The 19,000-nt window shown below is 62.8% G+C and carries 14 protein-coding genes and 1 tRNA gene; 7 read left to right on the forward strand and 8 right to left on the reverse strand.

The annotated features are described in order from the left end of the window. Window positions 1–108: 108 nt before the first annotated feature. The 3 genes from hemN (at window position 109) to KEM63_RS05215 (ending at window position 2,749) form a co-directional block, all read left to right on the forward strand. Complete coding sequence (hemN, locus tag KEM63_RS05205) at window positions 109–1,491, forward strand: oxygen-independent coproporphyrinogen III oxidase (RefSeq protein ID WP_223655141.1); 1,383 nt, start codon at window positions 109–111, stop codon at window positions 1,489–1,491. Between the two features lie 49 nt (window positions 1,492–1,540). Continuing rightward, entirely contained in the window at window positions 1,541–2,326 is a 786-nt protein-coding gene (locus KEM63_RS05210) for an SIR2 family NAD-dependent protein deacylase (protein WP_223655142.1), read from the forward strand. 96 nt (window positions 2,327–2,422) lie between these two features. Then, entirely contained in the window at window positions 2,423–2,749 is a 327-nt protein-coding gene (locus KEM63_RS05215; protein ID WP_223655143.1) for a four-helix bundle copper-binding protein, read from the forward strand. Window positions 2,750–2,774: 25 nt separating this feature from the next. On the opposite strand, the gene KEM63_RS05220 is transcribed toward KEM63_RS05215, so the two are convergent. The 4 genes from KEM63_RS05220 to KEM63_RS05235 form a co-directional block, all read right to left on the reverse strand. After that, window positions 2,775–4,943, reverse strand: coding sequence for a GAF domain-containing protein (locus KEM63_RS05220; RefSeq protein WP_223655144.1), 2,169 nt, complete (start codon window positions 4,941–4,943; stop codon window positions 2,775–2,777). A 3-nt stretch (window positions 4,944–4,946) separates the two neighbouring features. Further along, window positions 4,947–5,561 (reverse strand): biliverdin-producing heme oxygenase, encoded by a 615-nt coding sequence (locus tag KEM63_RS05225; RefSeq protein WP_223655145.1) that lies wholly within the window; start codon window positions 5,559–5,561, stop codon window positions 4,947–4,949. Window positions 5,562–5,735: 174 nt separating this feature from the next. After that, window positions 5,736–5,809, reverse strand: a tRNA-Gly gene (locus KEM63_RS05230). Between the two features lie 165 nt (window positions 5,810–5,974). Beyond that, window positions 5,975–6,976: an LLM class flavin-dependent oxidoreductase gene (locus KEM63_RS05235; protein ID WP_223655146.1), complete on the reverse strand. Its 1,002-nt coding sequence runs from the start codon at window positions 6,974–6,976 to the stop codon at window positions 5,975–5,977. 107 nt (window positions 6,977–7,083) lie between these two features. On the opposite strand from KEM63_RS05235, the gene KEM63_RS05240 reads away from it, so the two are divergent. The 4 genes from KEM63_RS05240 to KEM63_RS05255 are packed head-to-tail and all read left to right on the forward strand — an operon-like array spanning window position 7,084 to window position 11,340. Next, window positions 7,084–7,743: a methylamine utilization protein gene (locus KEM63_RS05240; protein WP_223655147.1), complete on the forward strand. Its 660-nt coding sequence runs from the start codon at window positions 7,084–7,086 to the stop codon at window positions 7,741–7,743. Beyond that, window positions 7,730–10,024 (forward strand): putative bifunctional diguanylate cyclase/phosphodiesterase, encoded by a 2,295-nt coding sequence (locus KEM63_RS05245; RefSeq protein ID WP_223655148.1) that lies wholly within the window; start codon window positions 7,730–7,732, stop codon window positions 10,022–10,024. Before KEM63_RS05240 ends, KEM63_RS05245 begins: the two co-directional genes overlap by 14 nt. Next, window positions 10,021–10,878 (forward strand): DUF3034 family protein, encoded by an 858-nt coding sequence (locus tag KEM63_RS05250; RefSeq protein ID WP_223655149.1) that lies wholly within the window; start codon window positions 10,021–10,023, stop codon window positions 10,876–10,878. Before KEM63_RS05245 ends, KEM63_RS05250 begins: the two co-directional genes overlap by 4 nt. Window positions 10,879–10,887: 9 nt before the next feature. Continuing rightward, the gene (locus KEM63_RS05255) at window positions 10,888–11,340 is read left to right on the forward strand and encodes a group I truncated hemoglobin (protein ID WP_223655150.1); all 453 of its coding nucleotides are present in this window, start codon (window positions 10,888–10,890) and stop codon (window positions 11,338–11,340) included. Here KEM63_RS05255 and KEM63_RS05260 read toward each other — a convergent pair. From KEM63_RS05260 to KEM63_RS05275, 4 genes are all read right to left on the reverse strand, one after another. After that, a complete protein-coding gene (locus KEM63_RS05260) occupies window positions 11,331–13,727 on the reverse strand; it encodes an EAL domain-containing protein (protein ID WP_223655151.1) in 2,397 nt (798 codons plus the stop codon). The genes KEM63_RS05255 and KEM63_RS05260 overlap by 10 nt on opposite strands. Next, window positions 13,718–15,007, reverse strand: coding sequence for a tetratricopeptide repeat protein (locus KEM63_RS05265; RefSeq protein WP_223655152.1), 1,290 nt, complete (start codon window positions 15,005–15,007; stop codon window positions 13,718–13,720). The genes KEM63_RS05260 and KEM63_RS05265 overlap by 10 nt, the downstream gene beginning before the upstream one ends. A 147-nt stretch (window positions 15,008–15,154) precedes the next feature. Then, entirely contained in the window at window positions 15,155–17,515 is a 2,361-nt protein-coding gene (locus KEM63_RS05270) for a bifunctional diguanylate cyclase/phosphodiesterase (protein ID WP_223655153.1), read from the reverse strand. Beyond that, window positions 17,512–18,855, reverse strand: coding sequence for a tetratricopeptide repeat protein (locus KEM63_RS05275; protein WP_223655154.1), 1,344 nt, complete (start codon window positions 18,853–18,855; stop codon window positions 17,512–17,514). Before KEM63_RS05275 ends, KEM63_RS05270 begins: the two co-directional genes overlap by 4 nt. Window positions 18,856–19,000: the final 145 nt, after the last annotated feature.

Consider the following 19,000-nt stretch of genomic DNA (forward strand, 5'->3'; position numbering starts at 1 on the left):
CCGACAGCAATAAAGAGGTACGTCGGAGCGAACTTGACCTGAGTCAAAACCTACCCCGGTCCCGAGCGATACGCTTGTTTCCATACCCACTATCCGGAGCGTCCCGATATGTTCAATTCACCCCGCTGGGATGCCGACCTTATCCGCCGATACGACAAGGCTGGCCCGCGTTACACCTCATACCCGACTGCCGTCCAGTTCCACGACGGTGTCGCGCCGATGCATCTGCTGCACGCGCTGGATCAGAGCCGTGCGGCCAACCGCGATCTGTCGCTCTACGTGCACGTGCCGTTCTGCGCCAACATCTGTTACTACTGCGCCTGTAACAAGGTGATCACCAAGGATCGCAGCCGCGCGCAGCCCTATCTGGACAGCCTGTATCGCGAGATCGAGATCATCAGCCGCCACGTCGGTTCCGACCAGATGGTCGAGCAGCTGCATTTCGGTGGTGGAACGCCGACGTTCCTCAGCCATGATCAGCTGCGCGACCTGCTCGCCACGTTGCGCACGCACTTCCGGTTGCACGACGACGACATCGGCGACTACAGCATCGAGATCGATCCGCGCGAGGCGGACTGGTCGACCATGGGCATGCTGCGCGAGATCGGCTTCAATCGCGCCAGCTTCGGTGTACAGGATCTGGATCCGGAAGTGCAGCGTGCGGTAAACCGGCTGCAGAGCCTGGAGCAGACCCAGGCGGTGATGGAAGCATCGCGGGCGCTCGCCTATCGCTCGATCAATATCGATCTCATCTATGGCCTGCCCAAGCAGACCACGGACGGCTTCGCGCGGACCGTCGAAGCAATCATCGCCCTCAAACCCGACCGGTTGTCGGTATTCAATTACGCGCATCTGCCGGAGCGATTCCTGCCGCAGCGGCGAATCAACGCAGCGGACCTGCCCAGTGCAGCCGCCAAACTCGAGATGTTCGAGAACAGCATTGCCCAACTGATCCAGGCCGGTTACCGCTACATCGGCATGGACCATTTCGCCCTGCCGGACGACAGCCTGAGCATCGCCCAGGAAACCGGCCAGCTGCAGCGCAATTTTCAGGGCTACACGACGCACGGCCATTGCGATCTGGTGGGCCTGGGGGTGTCCTCGATCAGCCAGATTGGCGACCTGTTCTGCCAGAACACCGTAGACATCAAGCAATATCAGGAAAGTCTCGACGCCGGCCAGCTGGCGACGCGTCGCGGGTTGGTGTGTCACGCTGATGACCGCCTGCGTCGGGCGGTGATCAGCCAGCTCATATGTCACTTCACCCTGCGCTTCGAGGCTATAGGGCAGCGCTTCGGAATCGATTTCCGCGATTACTTCGCTGACTGTTTTCCGATGCTGCAGCAGATGGACCGTGACGGTCTGATACGTCTCGGTGACGCCGGCATCGATGTGCTGCCGGCCGGTAGGCTACTGGTGCGTTCAATCTGCATGGTGTTTGACGCGTATCAGAGTGTCGACTCGAATCAGCGCTTCTCGCGCATCATATAGTCCTGCGGTTGCTATGCTGGGTCCATCGAGCGTAGCAACCGGAGTACCGATGACGCGGCAACAAGAGATCGGCGTGGACGAGCCGATACCCCAATCACTTCTCGATACGGTGCGCCAGGCATCGTATGTCGTAGCCTTCACCGGGGCTGGCGTTTCCGCCGAAAGTGGCATCGCGACCTTTCGCGACGCCGGGTGCGACGGTCTGTGGAGTCGTTTCGATCCCATGCAGCTGGCGACGGCAGATGGGTTTCGGCGTGATCCGGCGCTGGTCTGGGGCTGGTATACGGCTCGGCGCCAGAAGGTGCTTCAGGCCAGGCCCAACCCGGCGCACGTTGCGATCGCCGAACTGTCCAGACAGAGGCCGCGCGTGGAAGTCGTCACGCAGAACGTCGACAATCTGCATGAGCGGGCCGGCAGCGACAGAGTGACCCATCTGCACGGCGAGCTTCTTGTTTCTCGCTGCTTCGAGTGTGACAAACCGCATGATCACTTGCCCGGCTCCGGTGAGCCGGATGAGCAGGGTCGTCTCGATCCTCCGCGCTGTGATCATTGCAGCGGACCGCTCAGGCCCGGCGTGGTGTGGTTCGGCGAGATGCTTCCGGAGGAGGCGATGAACCGCGCCTACAACGCGGCGCTGCATTGCGATCTGATGGTATCGATCGGTACGTCCGGCATGGTCTATCCGGCGGCAGAGCTGCCCAAACTCGCGCATGACAATGGCGCGCAGGTAATTCACGTCAATCCCGAGCGCCCGCCGGTTGTTTGCGAGCGCGACTGGTGCCTGCTCGGTGCGGCAGGGTATTGGCTTCCCAGACTGTTCGCCGAGGCGGGCTAAAAATCATCGATGCTGGAACCTCGCTGTGCAGGTGTGTCCAAAGGGAGTCGCCGTAGCGATCGGCGGCTCCTAATGGCCAACCACCAGGAGACCACCATGAACAGCCAATACCAAGCCTGCATCGAAGCCTGCAGCAACTGCGCGATCGTCTGTCAGACCTGTGCCACGGCCTGTCTGCGCGAAGACAACGTCAAGATGATGGCGCGCTGCATCGCGCTGGACATGGACTGCGCCGACATGTGCGCCATGGCTGCTGCCTTCATGGCACGCGGTAGTGAATATGCGAAGGAGTTCTGCAAGCTGTGCGCGAAAATCTGCCGCGCCTGCGCCGAGGAATGTGGCAAGCACGAGCATGATCACTGTCAGGAATGCGCCGAGGCGTGCCGGAAATGCGCCGAAGAGTGCGAGCGTATGGCGGCCTGATGCCGCGAGGCGAGCGTAGCGTTCGCTACGCTGCCTGCAATGGCAGGATCAGGCTGAAGGTAATCAGCCCCTGATCCTGCGCCACTTCAAGCCGTCCCCTGTGCGCGTCGGCGATCGCCGACGAGATGTAGAGACCGATGCCCAGACCCGTGCGGTTGCGTTCGGGTGAACTGTTCTGCTGCTTGAATGGTACGAACAGTGTCGACAGTTGTTGTGGACTGAGCGTTTCGGCCTGATTGCTTATGCGCAGAACCACATCCTGCGCACGCTGCGTCAGCTCGATCTGTACCGAGCTACCCAGCTTCTTGTGGTGGCGGGCATTGCTGAGCAGGTTTACCGCAACCTGGGCATAACGGTCGGGGTCGATGGTTGCACGGACCGATGGCTCGATGTCCACCTCCATCGGGTAGCCGGGATAGGCAACACTGGTTTCCTGCAGCACGCCCTGCAACAGCTCGGATACGTTGGTTGCAACCGGATACACGGCAATCCCGGACCCGGCCTGCAGCCGGCTCATCTCCAGGATCTGGCTGATCAGCCGCTCCATGCGGCTACTCGAATAGTTGATATGTTCGCGCAGTTCACCGGTGCGTCCGCTGTCGTTGGAGAGCAACGATGCGGCCATCGAGATCGACTGCAGAGGCGTACGCAAGTCATGCCCGAGGGTGGCGATCAGACGCTGGCGCATACGGTCGATCTCGCCGGCCCGATTCAGGCACAGCTCGACCATGTCGGTGCGCAGCCGTCCGGCCATCGCCAGATCCCCGGCCGACCACGGAGCAGACGTGCCGCGGACCACCTCCTCCCACGCGTCGAATGAGCCGCGGGGAGTCAGTCGAGGTCCGGAAGGGCCGACCGACATGCTCTTGTCCGGCTTGCCGCCCCAACGAATCTTGTGTACTTCCTCGAGACGAAACCAGAATATCCAGCCGGCATCGGCACGGTGGAAGCGAATGGCGACCACGCCGCAATAACGCGAATCGTCGCCGGAAGCGTCGTCGTGCTGCCAGCGGTCGGTGACGAACTCGTCCTCTTCCCGATCCCCCAGACGAGCCGCGACCAGCGCAGCCAGCGACGCAAAATCCCCGCCGATACTCTGGACCCTGCCACCCATCATCACCGCCGCACCGTCGCAGGCCATCAGACCCGCGACGTTCAGGCCGGGATCGGCTAGTGCAGAAAGCAGGTCTTCGGACTCGCGGACCTGACGCATCAATGCGGCGCGCCGCTCCGTGCTCTGGTGGCTCAGCTCGCTCTCCCGGTTGGCTTCCAGGCGCTCGACCATGGCGCTACACACATGCGAACACACCTGAAAGGACATGCGTACAGGGTGCGGGAGCGTCTTGGGCGACATGTGGTGACAGGCGAACAACCCCCATAGCTTGCCGCCCACGACGATGGATACGCTCATCGACGCCTGCACGCCCATGTTCGACAGGTATTCGCAATGGATCGGCGACACGCTACGCAGCGTGCTGTGGCTGAGGTCGAAGGGATGACCGGTAAGCGGGTTGAGGCTCGGAACCAGACGCGAGCCGACGTAGCCGACGTCCGCAATCAGGCGAATCGGGTTCTGTATGTACAGCCGCCGCGCCTGGGCCGGAATGTCCGAGGCCGGGTAGCGCTGGCCGAGAAAACTTTCCAGATCATCGCGACGCGCCTCGGAAACCACCTCGCCCGAGAGGTCTGGACGGAAGCGGTAGGCCATGACCCGATCGTACCCGGTCATGCGGCGAATCTCATTGGTCACGCTGTCGAGTAACACATCGACATCGTCACGCAACTGGACCCGGCTGATGATCCGCTGGGCGTACATGGCGAACTGGGTAAAGGAGGCTATCCCGCTGGTGCGCGGTTCGAACTCGAGATAGCACACCGAGTCGTGGGTGTGCCCGATGACATCGAACAGGGTCTCGCCCAGATGTGCCTCGACGCTGTTGGTCCAGGGACCGACCGCGCTGAGCGCTTCGTCCAGCAGCTCCATGAGCGTCGCACCAAACAGAGCTTCATGCACGCCATCGCCCGCGCTCAGGGCGACGCCGGTGATGGTCTCGAAGTTGTCGCTGCAGGCCAGGATGCGACCCTGCAGATCCAGAGCGAGCAGGGCACCATGCGGCTGAATCGCGCCTGGGATGTGAATCGGTTCCTTGTCGCAGTTGTCCAGCGTGACGGTTGGAACAACATGTGAACCCATCAGTTACCTCGGCAGTTCAGGGGCTTCGTCGATGACCCAGCAACGAAACGAAAGGAAAGTGGATTGCGCGGCGTGCTGCGCAGCGGCGATATCAGAGCTTGTGACCACATGGACGGCCAGCACATCGAGGAACGATTTCCACAGCGCGCCCGTTTCAGCGCCGTAGCCCTTCAACCAACGCAGAGAAAGACCATCGAGTCGGCCAGCCCAGCGCTTGCTGAGGAAGGCTCCGCCCAGCGTGGCGCCTTCGGTCACGTAGGCCATGCCGAGCAGTTCGGCCTGGCTGGTGGGGGCGGGGATGTACGGGCAGCGGGGTATCTCGGCAAGACGCATCGGCGAGAAGCCGCCCTCAGCCAGATCCTGCTCGAGCCAACTGCTCTTGCCCAGGCGTTTCTCGATCATCAACTGTGGCTCAAGGGCGCAAGACAGCGGCGTGAGCCAAACGGCCTGCTCCAGCGGACGCATCCACCCCAGCACCCGGGCGGCATGGTCGAGATAACTGGCAGAATGCAGATGTTCCTGTGCCAGCGGAGAGTGCTGGTCAAGGTCGGCGTGCAGTGCGCGGGTAGCATCGCGTAACGCGGCTAGCGCAGGGGATGGTTCGCTACTTCGGGTCATGTCGGCATCGCTTGCAGATAAAATTCGCCGCGAGCGTCAGACTTGAGTCCCGTTCAAGCATCGTTGTCCCTGTAGGACCAACGTTTCGCGCCAAAGGCCAGACGATACACAATCGGCATTCGTCCCTGCAAGTCCGGGTGACAAACTGTACATGCGAAGAGGGCGAAGCAGAAGTGGAGCGGGTGAAGGGAATCGAACCCTCGTCGTAAGCTTGGGAAGCTTCTGCTCTACCATTGAGCTACACCCGCGTGCTGCGCATTCTACGCAGGCAGGCCTGGCCGGGTAAATACGCGGCCGGGTTATATTTGTTCCGGTTCGCCACTCCAGACCTCTCACCCATGACACACATGGACCGGCCCACGCAGGACTGGCGCATGGGCGCCGGGCCGGTGGCAGGCCAATGCTCGGATGTCCTACTGCATTTCCCGCATGGCCTGCATCAGCAGCGAGTAGCTGCGATGGCGCATCGGTTGATCGTAGATCGAGCTGTTTACGATGAGCTCCTGCACCCCGGTGCGGTCGATCAGATCAGCCAGCTGCTGGGCTACGGTGACTGGCTCGCCGACCAGCGTACCGGCTAGTGTCGACATCACGCTGTGGCGTTCATGGGGCTGCCAGAGCGCCTCGATGTCATCGACCGGAGGGGGCAGGGGTCCGGGGTTGCCGCGTATCAGCTTGAGAAAGGCCTGCTGGTGTGACGTGGCCAGGTAGTGCGCTTCGTCCCGGCTCGGGGCGACATAAGCGTTGATGCCCAGCATGGCATGGGGAGCCTGCAGTTGTGCCGAGGGCTCGAAGTTGTCGCGGTAGGTGCGCAGCGCAGCGAGCATGTAATCGGGAGAGAACTGACCGGCGAATGCGAACGGCAGGCCGAGGCGGCCGGACAGCTGCGCGCTGAACGTGGAGGAGCCGAGCAACCAGATGGGCACCTCCAGCCCGGCGCCCGGGACGGCGCGCAGTCGTTGCCCGGGCTGTGGCTCGGCAAACAGGCGTCGCAGCTCCTCGAGCATGTGCGGGAAATCTTCGCCGTCGGCACGGCCGCGGCGCAGCGCCTGGGCGGTGGCAGGATCGGTCCCGGGGGCACGACCGAGTCCCAGATCGATCCGCCCCGGATAAAGCGATTCCAGCGTGCCGAACTGCTCGGCTATCTGCAGCGGCGCGTGGTTGGGCAGCATGATGCCGCCCGAACCGATGCGGATTCGTTCGGTACCGCCAGCGAGATAGCCCATCACCACCGACGTAGCGGCGCTGGCAATGCCGGTCATGTTGTGGTGCTCGGCGACCCAGAAGCGTCGGTAACCCGTCGACTCGGCATGCCGGGCCAGCGCCAGGCTGTTGTGCAGGGCGTCGGCGGGCTTCGATCCCTGCGGTACGGGACACAGGTCAAGGACGGACAGGGATACGGCTTGGGCGGCCATGAAATTTCCTCCGCAAGAGATTCGGATGCCGCTATGCTAACGGCATAGCATACGAGCGCCTACCTGCTGTGACGTTCCTTGCTCATAACTAGAACAGGTTTTCTGCCATGCAGTATCGTCGGACATTCGGGCTCGCCTTGCTTGGCGCGTCGCTGTGGGCCACGCACGCGTTGGGGGCGGCGCAACTCTCCGTACAGGACATGGCTGGCGTTCCCCTGGCCGACGTCGTGCTGCTGTTCGACGAGGTACCGGCCACGCCACACCCGGTCGCTGTCATGGACCAGATCGATCGCAGCTTCGCGCCTCGAGTCCTGTCCATCCCACCCGGCACGCTGGTCAATTTCCCCAACAGCGATGATGTGCGCCATCACGTCTATTCGTTTTCAACTGCCAGGCGCTTCGAACTGAAACTGTTCAAGGGGACCGACGCGCCACCGGTGTTGTTCGATACCGCAGGCGTGGTGGTACTCGGCTGCAACATCCACGATGACATGATCGGCCATATCCTGGTCAATGAGCAGGGCGCGCGCGTCAGTGACCGCGACGGGCAGGTGGACACTGCGGGCATCGAAGCGCGGGCCCAGGCGGTCTCCTGGTGGCATCCCTCTCTGGGCGAAGGCGCGCCCCGCGCCCTGGGTTCGGTGGATCTGTCAGCGCCGCACGTCACGCTCAAGCTGCCGGTGACGAATGCTTCTGGTGAAGCCGGGAAGCTGCTGTCACCGCTTCAGCAGCGTTTTCGCAAGGCCACCGGGCATGATGCGCACTAAGCGGCTGCGCACCCGGCTGCTGGTGTCCCTGGTGACACTGTTCGCGCTGGTGTTATCTGCGGTCTACCTGGCGGTGTACACATCGACCACACTGTCAGCCGAACGGCAGGCTCGACAGCAGCTGGAAGTCGGTTCGAAGGTCCTGCTGCGTCTGCTGGAACTGCGAGGTCGCGAGCTTGCAGGGGCCACTGATGTGCTGATTGCCGACTTCGGATTTCGCGCGGCGGTGTCCTCGGCCGATCTGCCCACCATCGGCTCGGCCCTGATCAATCAGGCCAATCGTATCGGGGCTGACGAGGCCATGCTGTTCGATGCCGACGGTGCTTTGATCGCCTCCTCACGGATAGCCTCCCAGTCGTTGCCGGAGCTGCAGGCAGCCACGGCGCTGGAGGATAGCCTGCTGCTCGCGGTCATCGATGACCGCCCATACATTCTGGTCAGCTCCGTCGTGCGGGCGCCCATGCCGATCGGTGAGGTGGCCATGGCCTTCGCCCTTGATGACGAGGTGGCCGCGGAGATGGAGCGGCTGACCGGCCTGGCGGTACGCTTCGCCACCTTTCGCGGCGGCGAGCTGCTTTCTTCAGTGGCCACACCCGCCGCACCCCTGGCCGACGAGGTTACGCAGGCAGACGTCGAGGTGTCCGATGACTACCTGACCACCCGCGTCACCCTGCTCGATGCTGGCGGGCTGACAGTGACGTCGAGTTTGTACAGCCCGTTGGATCAGGCGCTGGCGATGTTCGACGTCCTCAAACGCAATCTGCTGTTGATCACCCTCGCAGCCCTGGCCCTGTCGACGCTGGCGGCGTGGTGGCTTGCGGTGGGCATCGCGCAGCCGGTCACGCTGCTCGCTGCAGCCGCCCGCAAAATAGGTCTTGGCGATTACACCAGTGGCCTGTCGCTGGATCGCGACGACGAGCTGGGCCATCTGGCGCGCAGTATCGATGCGATGCGCGAGGAGATATCCACGCGCGAGCAGCGCATTCGCTACAGCGCCACGCATGATCCGCTGACCGCTCTGGCGAATCTGTCGACGATCCGTGAGGCGTTGCGTAGCGGCCTCGAGCGGTCCGGCAATGGAACGCTGGCTCTGCTGAACATGGCCGAGGCCGAGCAGCTGATCAACGCGGGCGGCCAGGGGCATTTCGAGGCGATCATCGTTCAGATGGCGGGCTTACTGCAGGCCGAGGTCGGACGCGATGCACTGCCGGCCTACCAGCCGGGGATGGGTTTCATCCTGCTTCTGGACCGGCTGGATCTCGAACACGCCATTGTGGTCGTCGAAGCTGTTCTCGAACGGCTCGGGGAACCGGTTGGCGTCGATGGGCAGACGCTGCGGCTGGATTGGGCAGCAGGCCTGACGGAGTGGCCGCGCCACGCCAGTGATCCGGACGAGCTGATACGTCAGGCGGGCATCGCCTACGCCGACGCGCGTTCAGGACGGGAGCGGGCAGCGGTGTACCAGTCCCAGCGTGACGCGGCATTCATGCGCCGCGTGCGGTTGATCCGCGACATTCGCCACGCGGCCGCCCAGGGTGAGCTGTCCATCGTCTATCAGCCGAAGCTGGATCTGCGGACCGGGCGTGTACAGCAGGTCGAGTCGCTGATGCGCTGGAATCATCCGCTGCTCGGATTCGTTCCGCCGGACGAATTCATCCTGCTGGCCGAACAGACCGGGAGTATCTCGCTGTTGACGCGCTGGTTGATCGATACGGTGCTGGATCAGTTGGCCGTCTGGCAACGGCAGGGCGTCCACCTGCAAGCTGCGATGAATCTGTCCGCCCACGATCTGGACGACGAGGCATTTCCCGAGCGGGTCATCCTTGCCCTGCAGTCAGCCGGCCTGAACGCCTCGAGCATCTCGTTCGAAGTCACCGAGAGCGCGTTGATGAAGGATCCGGAAACCAGTCTGCGATGTCTTCGTCGCCTGCGCGACCACGGGATCCATCTGGCTGTTGACGATTACGGCACGGGCTATTCGTCACTCGCCACGCTCAAGAGCCTGCCGGTGCAGGAGTTGAAGATCGACAAGTCTTTCGTCCTGCCGCTGGCGACCAGCCAGGATGACGCCATTATCGTGCATTCGACGATCGAGCTTGGCCACAACATGGGGTTGACCATCGTTGCCGAGGGCGTCGAGGACGCGACCAGTCTGGACTGGTTGCGCAGCCACGGCTGCGATCTAGTCCAGGGCTATTTCGTCAGCCGCCCGCTGGCAGCCGACGCCTTGCTCGCCTGGCTGCAGACGCGCACGGCCCCGACGTCGAAGGAAACCTCATGAAGCGACTGATAGTGGCTGGTCTGTTGTGCGTTGCGCCGCTGCCGGCCGTGGCCGAACCCGGCGGGCGGCTGCTTGCCACCGGGGGCGCGACGACAATCGAAGGCAATGCCGGTGGCGGCCTAGTACCCTGGGCCGTCATGGCCGGCTACGGAACGCGCGATGAATGGGGCGGTGACGCATTCGCCAGCCGTGTCGATACGGGGGATTATCGGCTGGATACCGCCGGCGTCAGCCTGGCCTGGGCCAACCGGGTGGAGCTCTCTTTCGCGCGGCAGCGTCTCGATATTGGCGAGTTGGCCGGTCGCGCTGCATTGCCGGACAGCAGCCTTAATCAGGATGTGTTCGGCGCCAAGCTCAAGCTGTTCGGCGATCTGGTCTACGATCGGCTGCCTCAGGTATCGCTGGGCCTGCAGCACAAGCGCCAGCGCAACTTCCTGATTCCCTCGCTGATCGGCGCCGAGCGCGACGCAGACAGCGAGGCCTACCTGGCCGCAAGCAGGCTGATGCTGGGTCAGGCGTTCGGATACAACCTGTTGCTCAACGGCACGCTTCGCTACAGCCGGGCCAACGAAACCGGCTTGCTCGGGTTCGGCGGCGATCGACATGACCACCATCGACTGTTGAAAGAGGGCAGCGCGGTGGTGCTCCTCAACCCGCACTGGGCCGTCGGCGTGGAATACCGGGAGAAGCCGGACAACCTGTCCTTCGCGGGTGAATCGGATTGGCAGGATGTGTTCATCGGCTATTTCCCGGACAAGCGAATAGCGCTTGTCGCGGCCTGGGCCGACCTGGGCGAGATTGCCACGCTGGATGGGCAATCCGGGCTGTACCTCTCCGCGCAGTTTTCCTATTGAGGCCGCTCCATGCGTAATCTGATTCTGGCATTCGCGCTCATCACCGGTCTGGCCGGTTGCACCACGCCGCCAGCGCCGCCGTGGCATCTTGCGGCGCGGGCAGGCGATACGACGCTCTACGAGCAGCTCGGCGAAATGGATGGCATTACCCGCATCGTCGAGGGTCTGCTGATCAACATTTCGGAAGATGAGCGAATCGTTCACCACTTCGCTGAAACGGATATCGACCGACTCAACGAGAAGCTTATCGAGCAGATCTGCGTGGAAAGCGGCGGGCCCTGCACCTACACCGGCGACAGCATGCAGGACAGTCACGCCGGGTTCGATATCAGCGAGGCCGATTTCAACGCTCTGGTCGAGGGATTGATCGCCGCAATGGACGCCGAGGCCATACCGGTGCCCGCTCAGAACCGCTTGCTGGCGAGACTCGCTCCGATGCGCGGTGACATCATCTACCGCTGAAGCGATACCACGGCGGCCACGGGCCGTTCCACGGCCATGTCGGTTACCAGCGAGGCAGCCGGACGACCGATGTGAAAGCCCTGCGCGTGGTCGATACCCAGAGCCTGCACCTTATCCAGAACCGCTGCGCTGTGTACGAACTCGGCCACCGTCTGCATGCCCAGATCACGGGCGAACTGGACAATGCCCCGGGTGACGGTCAGGGCGTTCGGATCGGTGTCCAGATGCTTGATCAGGCTGCCATCGATCTTGATGATATCCGCGCCGAGGCGCAGCAGGTGTTCGAAGTTCGAGTAGCCGGTGCCGAAGTCGTCGATGGCGATCCGGCAGCCGAGCGCCTTGACGGTATCGATGAAGTGCCGCACGGCGGCGTAGTTTTCGATGCCCTCGGATTCGAGGATTTCGAAGATCGCCCGCCGTGCCAGCGACCGGCTGCCCAGGCTGTTGACGATGAACCGGCTGAGCTCAGGATCGAGCAGATCCTCGCAGGAGAGGTTTAGCGAGAATTCGTAGTCATTGTCGGCGAAACGGCTGAAGCACTGCTGGATCATGGCGCGTGTGATGTAGCGATACAGGCGGATCTTTTTCGCCACGTCGAGAAACTCCGACGGACTGACCGGCTCGCCGTTCTCGTCGATCATTCGTGCCAGGCATTCGAACTTCTCGATCTTGCCGCTGCGCGTGTCCATGATCGGCTGGAAATGCGGGACGATGCGGCCCTCGTCCAGCGCGCGCTTGAGACGGTTGGCCCAGATGAGATTATGCTCGTAGGTCTCGCGAATCTTCTTCGCCGGGCGGTGATCGTAGACCAGGCAGCTGGACTTGTGCTGGCGCGCCAGCTTCAGGGCGATACTCGCGCAGGTCAGCAGCTGCTCGTCGCTCAGCTCGCTACCATCGGCCTGCTCGGTGGTGGCCACACCCAGGGTGACATGCAGCGGAATGGTCTGGCCCTGCCAGCTGATGCGCCGTTCGGTGACGAAGTCGAGCAGTTCTTCGGTACGCATGACGATGGTCCGGGCGGTCTCCTCGCCAGGCAGCCAGATGGCCATCTCATCCCCGGGCATGCGGTACAGCCGGCTGCCTTTCCAGTCGGGAGACTGGCCCATGAACTGCTGCAGGGCGAGTGACAACTGACCGATGACATGGTCGCCGCACAGGTGCCCATAGAAGTCGTTGATCTCCTTGAACGCGTCGATGTTCACCAGGATCAGCGCGCCGGGCGGGCAGGCCTTCAGATCGACCAGCAGCTTTTCGCGATTGGGCAGCTGCGTCAGGCTGTCGGTATACAGCGTGTGCATGCGCTTGAGGATGCGCCCGACGCTGGTGAGGATCAACGCCGATAACACCAGTACCACGCCACCGATCAGCAACATGATGCGCCAGTTGCTCTCGCGCATCGGCAGCAGCACCGCATCGATTTCGGCCTGCGGCACACCCACCCCGAAGATCATGCCGGCCTGGGTGCGACTGAAGAACAGGGCGTGGTCTTCTTCGTTGACCCGCAGGTCCATGGTCTGCATGGGTGCGACCAGCAGACGTCCGGAGACAATGGCCGATAACGGATCAGGTGCTGTAATGCGGCTGTGCAACCGGCTTTCTATCACCGCATCCATCTTTTCCTGTGCGCCAAGCGCCCCGCCCGCGTTGGCGAGGCTGGACAGGTTGCGATTTTCACTATCGATGAGAAAGGCGAACGCGCCGGGCGTCACCCTGACCCGGCTGACCAGCCCGATGATTTCGTCGGCACGCCAGTCCGTCGAGGCGACGCCGATGACCTGGCCGCTTTCATCGCGCATCGGCGTGGTGAGGCTGATGACCACGTTGTCGATCAGCTCCTTGTAGTACGCCGGTGTCCAGAAGAATTCCGGAAGCGGGTTACCGGGGGCAAAACCACTGTGTTCGCCGACTACCCGGCTGTACCACTCGCGCGTGTGGTAGTCGCTGTTGTCGCGCTGCACCCGTAACGCGTCGCCGCTGCGATAGGCGTACACCGACAGGTTGCCGCGCACGTAACGGTCTGGCTGGTACCACAGGCCGCCGGCGTAGGCGTCGGGCATGCGTGCCAGTGCAGCCTGCATGGCCGTTTCCAGCTCGCCGGCGTTGTCCAGATCGCGAGCGCGCTTCATGCGATCGAGCAGCTCGCCAGTTCGTGCCAGGTTGGTAGTGTTCTGCTCCATCAACTGATGATGGGCGTTGATGCGGTTCAGGTTGGCGTAGAAGGTATCGGTAATCTGCCGCTGGCGCAGTTCGGCCATGGCTCGCTGGGCAAAATCCAGATTCAGCGTGGACATGAGGATCATGCCGAGTACGAACACCGCTACCAGCAGCGTCAGTACCAGCATGATCGAGCGCTTGATGCGAAAGTTGCCCAGCGTCATCACTGCCATTTGCCGTTTATTCCATCCTGGATGCGCGTCTTGGCGGCGCTCAACTGGTCCTTCGAGAGCAGCGCCTGCTGCCGGTCTATTTCGCTCTTTGCCTGGGTGTTGCCGTTGAGCAGGGCAAGGCTGTACCAGACGTAGGCTTCCTGGTTGTCGACCACGCCACCTTTCCCGTGGGCGTAACTCTGACCCAGCAGGAACTGGGCTTCAGCCGACCCCTTGCGGGCGGCCTGGCGCAACCAGTAGCGGGCCTGCTGCGGTTCGCCCCGGGATTCGTGCAGGGCCGCCAGCGACAGGTGAGAAGCCATGTGCCCGTCAATGGCTGCCAGTTTGAGATAGCGTTCGGCCCGCGTCGCGTCGGATGCTGTTCCGATGCCGTTGAGGTAGGCCAGGCCAGCGTTGAAACGTGCTTCGGCCAGCCCCTTGTCGGCGGCCTGCTGGATCAGCGCCAGTCCGCGCGACTGATCCTGTCCGACGCCCTGGCCGTCCTGATACAACCGCCCCAGCAGCAGCAATCCCGGCGCATGTTGCTGCGCTGCGGAGCGTTCCGCCCAGGCCACGGCTGACCGGTAGTCGCGTCGGGCCAGCGACACGCTACCCATATGATGCTGGGCTTTCGCGTCGCCACGCTCAGCCGGCTGGCGGCAGGCTTCAAGCGCCTGGGTGTAGTTCTTGATGGTGAAGAGCAGATAGCAATTGCTGTTGCGTTTGCGATTGAGCGCATCGGCAAAATCGGCGCTGGCCAGTTCCAGGCTTGGTGGCGGCTCGGCGCTTACCTGGGAGGCGGGTTGTGGCTCGGCAGATGGCCTGGGTTCGACCGCTTGCCTGACCACGGGGGCGCTGCGTTGCTGCTGCTCCACCCGCAACGCGAACGTCTGGACTTCGTCCGGGCAGGAATACAGGTAACCGCCCCGCATGCGCTGCAGGTTGGCCGGCGTGGCATCGCGCCCGGCGTAGGTCCGACCGATCTCGCTGCAGCGCCGGTCACGTTCGGCGACCACCTGTTGCAGCTGTCGGGCGCGGTTGCTGTCAGCCGAGTGGGTCTCGAGGTAGCGCGTCAGCGGATCGATCATCGACTGGGCAAAGAGGGTGTCGATTTCCTGCTGATAGCGCTTGTCGTCCTGGCTGTTGACCAGGCCGCCGGCGAATTCCGCCAGACGCTTGCCCTGATTGGCCAGCATCGCTCCGGAGCGGGACAGGAAATCGCCGGAGCGTTCCATGGAACCGGCACAGCCGGTCGTGCCGAGGACGGCAGCAAGGATGAAAAACACGGGTACTACACGCATGGACTCTCCTGATCCAGTCACCCGAGGGGCTTGTCCGTGCACTAGGTGGATTGCGTGGAGCAACCAGCGAAGCGGTGCATGACCAGACAGAGCATAGGCAGGAGAGATACAAGAATCAAATCTCAAACTGCCATCATCGACGACTGGTCAGACGAGTTCGACCTCCGTGATCAGCGCGCCAGCCGGCATGCCGACATAGGCGCCCTGGGCGAAATCGATGCCCAGTTCGCGTACCTGTTCGAGCACCTCTGGGCTGTGCACGAATTCGGCGACCGTGTCGATGCCCAGTTCGCTGGCGAAGCGAACGATGCCCCGAGTCAGCGTCATGGCGTCGTCGTTTGCGTCCAGGTGGCGAATGAGACTGCCGTCGATCTTGATGATGTCCACGTTCAGGCGCAGAAGGTGCTCGAAGTTGGAATAGCCGGTGCCGAAGTCGTCGATCGCGATGCGACAGCCTAGCGCCTTGGCGCGATCGATGAACTCGCGCACCGCCTCGTAGTTTTCGATGCCTTCGGACTCGAGGATCTCGAAGATGACGCGCTGCGCCAGTTCCGCGTTCTGCAGGTGATCGAAGATGAATTCAGTCAGGTCGGCATCGAGCAGGTCTTCGCAGGACAGGTTCAGCGAGAACTGGTAACGGCTGTTGGCGAAGCGCCGGAAGCACTGATCGACCATCGTCCGCGTGATGTAGCGGTACAGGCGGATCTTCTTGGCAATCGACAGAAACTGCTCAGGGCTGACTGGCTGGCCCTTGCGGTCGAGCATCCGCGCCAGACACTCGAACTTGCTGATCCGGCCGGTGCGTACATCCATGATCGGCTGGAAAAACGGCACGATACGGCCCTCGTCCAGCGCCGTCTTCAGCGCGTTGGCCCAGATGAGGTTCTGCTCGTATGCCTCCCGGACCCGATTGGCCGGATCGTAGACGAAGTAATTGCTCTGATTCAGCCGGGCCAGTTTCAATGCGATGCTCGCCGATGGCAGAAGCTCCTCGCCGTTGAGCCGGGTGTTGTCCGGCTGCACGGTGCTCGCCGCGCCGATGCTGGCGTGGACGGGGATCTCGTGATCCTGCCAGGTGATACGCATCAGGGTGATGAAGTTCATCAGCTCGTCGAGCCGCACGGGCAGCGAGGCGGGGGTGTGGTGGCCGGGCATGACGATGGCCATTTCGTCCGCTGGCATGCTGTACAGCTCGCAGTTGCGCCAGGCGGCGCGGGTGCGCATGAAGCGCTGCATGTGTTCGGCCAATTGCCGGATGACATGGTCGCCACATTCGTGTCCGTAGAAATCATTGATCTGCTTGAAAGCATCGATATTGAGCAGCAGCAGCGCGGCCGAGTCGGTCTTGCGCAGCTCGACCAGCAGCTTCTCGCGATTGGGCAGGCCGGTCAGCGAGTCGGTGTACAGCGTGCTCAGCTGGCGCAGGGTGCTGGCGACGATGAGCATGATCAGCGCAGCCAGCACCACGAATATCGCCCCGATGATCAGTGCGACCCGCAGGTTGCTTTCGCGCATCGGCGTCAGCACCGCATCGATCTCGGCCTGGGGGACGCCAATGCCGAACACCATGTCCGCCACGGTACGGGCGAAGAACAGCTGGTAGCTGGAGCCGTCGACCGTCAGATTCATGGTCTGCATCGGCGAGGCCAGTTGGCGACTGCTCATGATCTCGTTCGGTGCCTGGGGCTCGGCAAGTTGATCGAGTGCGCTGCCAGAAATCGCCTGCATCAGCCGCTGCGCGTGTTGCATGTCGTCGGCCTGAGCGAGGCTCGACAGGTTGCGGTTTTCCTTGTCCAGCAGGAACGAGAAGCTGCCGGGCGTGACATCGACCCGGCTGACCAGCCGGATGATGTCTTCGGCGCGCCAGTCGGTCGAGGCGATGCCGATGGTCTCGCCGTCGCGGTTGCGGATCGGCGTGCTGAGGCTGACCACTACCGTGTCGATCCCGGCCTTGTAGTAAGCGGAAGTCCAGTGATACAGCCGTTCCGGCTGATCGGCGTCCTGCGCGGGCAGCAGCCGCAGATAATCGTCGCGGTTGAGGTAGGAGCCGGCCATGTCGCGTTCGGAAACAATGTCCTGCCCTGTGCGATAGGCATACACCGCATACGGGCCGCCGATCAGTGTATCGGGCTCGAACCACAGCCCGCCGCCGAACGTATCGGGAAATTCCGTCAGTGTTTCGGTGAGTGAGGATTCCAGTTCAGCAGTATTGTTGCGGCCCGATTGACGCGATTGCCAATGGAACAGCTGCGCCAGACGGGCGAGGTCGTTGGTATTCTGCTCCATCAGATGATGGTGCGCGTCGATCCGGTCGATGTTGCCGTAGAAGCTGTCGGCGATCTGCCGCTGGCGGAGGTCGGAAATGGTGTCTTCGGCAAAGTCCTGATTGAGCGAGGCCATCAGCCACATGCCGAGCACGAACAACGCCACCAGCAGGCCGAGCACCAGCATGATCGAGCGTTTGATCGGGCTCGCGCCAAGCCACCTGTGCTGCCAGGGGAAAGTCATGGTCGCCGGCCCGCGCGTCCGGACTGTACCTGTGCCTGCGCTTCACCGAGCTGCTCGGCTGTAAGCTCCGGCGCAATGCGCTCGAGCTCGGCGCGGGCTCGCCTGTCCCCGTTGAGCATCGCGCGGCTCAACCAGACGTAGGCCTGGCGATAGTCGAGCTGTCCGCTGTCGCCTTCGGAATAGCTCATGCCGAGCGCGTACTGCGCTTCGGCGGACTCCTGTTCGGCGGCTCGGGTCAGCCAGCGCCGGGACTCAGCCGCATCCGGGTAATCCGATGAAGCGTACAGCCGCGAAAGCTGCAGCTGCGAGGGCACATGATCGCGTTCTGCTGCCACCTTGAAATAGCGCATCGCTTCGGCCGTGCTGGCCTGAGTCCCTTCGCCATTGAGGTAAGCCTGACCGACCTCGTAGCTGGCGTCGGTCAGTCCGTCATCGGCAGCTTGCTTGAGCAGCTGCAGTGCCCGGGTTTCATCACCGTCCTGCTGCAGGAGTTGCGCGAACAGCATCTGGCCGGCTGGATAGCCCTGGTTCGCCGAGGCCTCTGCCCAATGGCGTGCGGCGTCGGATTCGTTGCTGGTCACGGCAATGTCGGCCAGGTGATGCTGCGATTTGGCGTCTCCGTCACGAGCGGCCTGCAGGCAGTCTCCCTGCGCTTCCTGAAAGTTCTTGATGGCATACAGCAAGTAGCAATTGCTTGCTGACGCGGACGCCACGTCTGACGATGCCGCCCGCCGCTGGGTGGATTGCGCACGGGCGGGGGCCGGGTCCTTCTCCGGTTGACGGGCTTCTGTTGCGGACGTGGAGGGGGTCGCCGCGGGTGTCGCGGCCACTGCAGCGGGAGCCTTGCGTTTGGTCTTGTCCCTGGGTGCCGTTTCGGCAACGGTTTGCGGCGGGTTGACGCGGCGGGCGAAAGCGGCGATCTGCGTCGGACAGGACAACCGGTAACCTCGTCGGAAGCGTTCCAGATTGGCCTGTGTCGGCGCGCGCTCGGAGTAGCGATCGCCTACGGCGTCGCAGCGCTTGTCGCGCTCGGCGCGAATCAGCGCACGTTCGCGCGAATAGCGCGGGTCGTTGGCATAGTTGCGCAAGTAAGCAGTCAAGGGGTCGATGCGCGGCTGACTCATCAGGCTGTTGACTTCATTGCGCCGGGCGGTGGGCGAGTCGGATTTGAGGTCATTGGCCAGCTCGGCGAGCTGCTCACGCTTTTTAGCCAGAGCGGCTTCGGCCCGGTTGACGAATTCTGCAGAATTTTTGGCGACGGTCTGCCTGTCAGGCAGCGTGGTACAGCCGCCCAACCCCATCATCATCCCTAGTGCCAGCAAGTAAACGGTTACGCGCATCCAGAATCCCTGTGTGAACCTTGACCCGTGGTGGCTCGGTCTCACTGTTGCCGTGTCGGCCGGGCCCCCCACGAAAGTAGCATCCATGTGACATCGCAAAGGCGTTTTGGTGCCTTTCCAATCCTGTTGCGGAAAGCTGGAACGC

It is taken from the genome of Halopseudomonas nanhaiensis, assembly GCF_020025155.1.
In the GTDB taxonomy this organism is placed as follows: domain Bacteria; phylum Pseudomonadota; class Gammaproteobacteria; order Pseudomonadales; family Pseudomonadaceae; genus Halopseudomonas; species Halopseudomonas nanhaiensis.

Bases quoted from the DNA above. Each gene is read 5' to 3' on its own strand.
- hemN (WP_223655141.1), top strand. From the start codon at position 109: ATGTTCAATTCACCCCGCTGGGATGCCGACCTTATCCGCCGATACGAC.
- KEM63_RS05210 (WP_223655142.1), top strand. From the start codon at position 1,541: ATGACGCGGCAACAAGAGATCGGCGTGGACGAGCCGATACCCCAATCA.
- KEM63_RS05215 (WP_223655143.1), top strand. From the start codon at position 2,423: ATGAACAGCCAATACCAAGCCTGCATCGAAGCCTGCAGCAACTGCGCG.
- KEM63_RS05220 (WP_223655144.1), bottom strand. From the start codon at position 4,943: ATGGGTTCACATGTTGTTCCAACCGTCACGCTGGACAACTGCGACAAG.
- KEM63_RS05225 (WP_223655145.1), bottom strand. From the start codon at position 5,561: ATGACCCGAAGTAGCGAACCATCCCCTGCGCTAGCCGCGTTACGCGAT.
- KEM63_RS05235 (WP_223655146.1), bottom strand. From the start codon at position 6,976: ATGGCCGCCCAAGCCGTATCCCTGTCCGTCCTTGACCTGTGTCCCGTA.
- KEM63_RS05240 (WP_223655147.1), top strand. From the start codon at position 7,084: ATGCAGTATCGTCGGACATTCGGGCTCGCCTTGCTTGGCGCGTCGCTG.
- KEM63_RS05245 (WP_223655148.1), top strand. From the start codon at position 7,730: ATGATGCGCACTAAGCGGCTGCGCACCCGGCTGCTGGTGTCCCTGGTG.
- KEM63_RS05250 (WP_223655149.1), top strand. From the start codon at position 10,021: ATGAAGCGACTGATAGTGGCTGGTCTGTTGTGCGTTGCGCCGCTGCCG.
- KEM63_RS05255 (WP_223655150.1), top strand. From the start codon at position 10,888: ATGCGTAATCTGATTCTGGCATTCGCGCTCATCACCGGTCTGGCCGGT.
- KEM63_RS05260 (WP_223655151.1), bottom strand. From the start codon at position 13,727: ATGGCAGTGATGACGCTGGGCAACTTTCGCATCAAGCGCTCGATCATG.
- KEM63_RS05265 (WP_223655152.1), bottom strand. From the start codon at position 15,007: ATGCGTGTAGTACCCGTGTTTTTCATCCTTGCTGCCGTCCTCGGCACG.
- KEM63_RS05270 (WP_223655153.1), bottom strand. From the start codon at position 17,515: ATGACTTTCCCCTGGCAGCACAGGTGGCTTGGCGCGAGCCCGATCAAA.
- KEM63_RS05275 (WP_223655154.1), bottom strand. From the start codon at position 18,855: ATGCGCGTAACCGTTTACTTGCTGGCACTAGGGATGATGATGGGGTTG.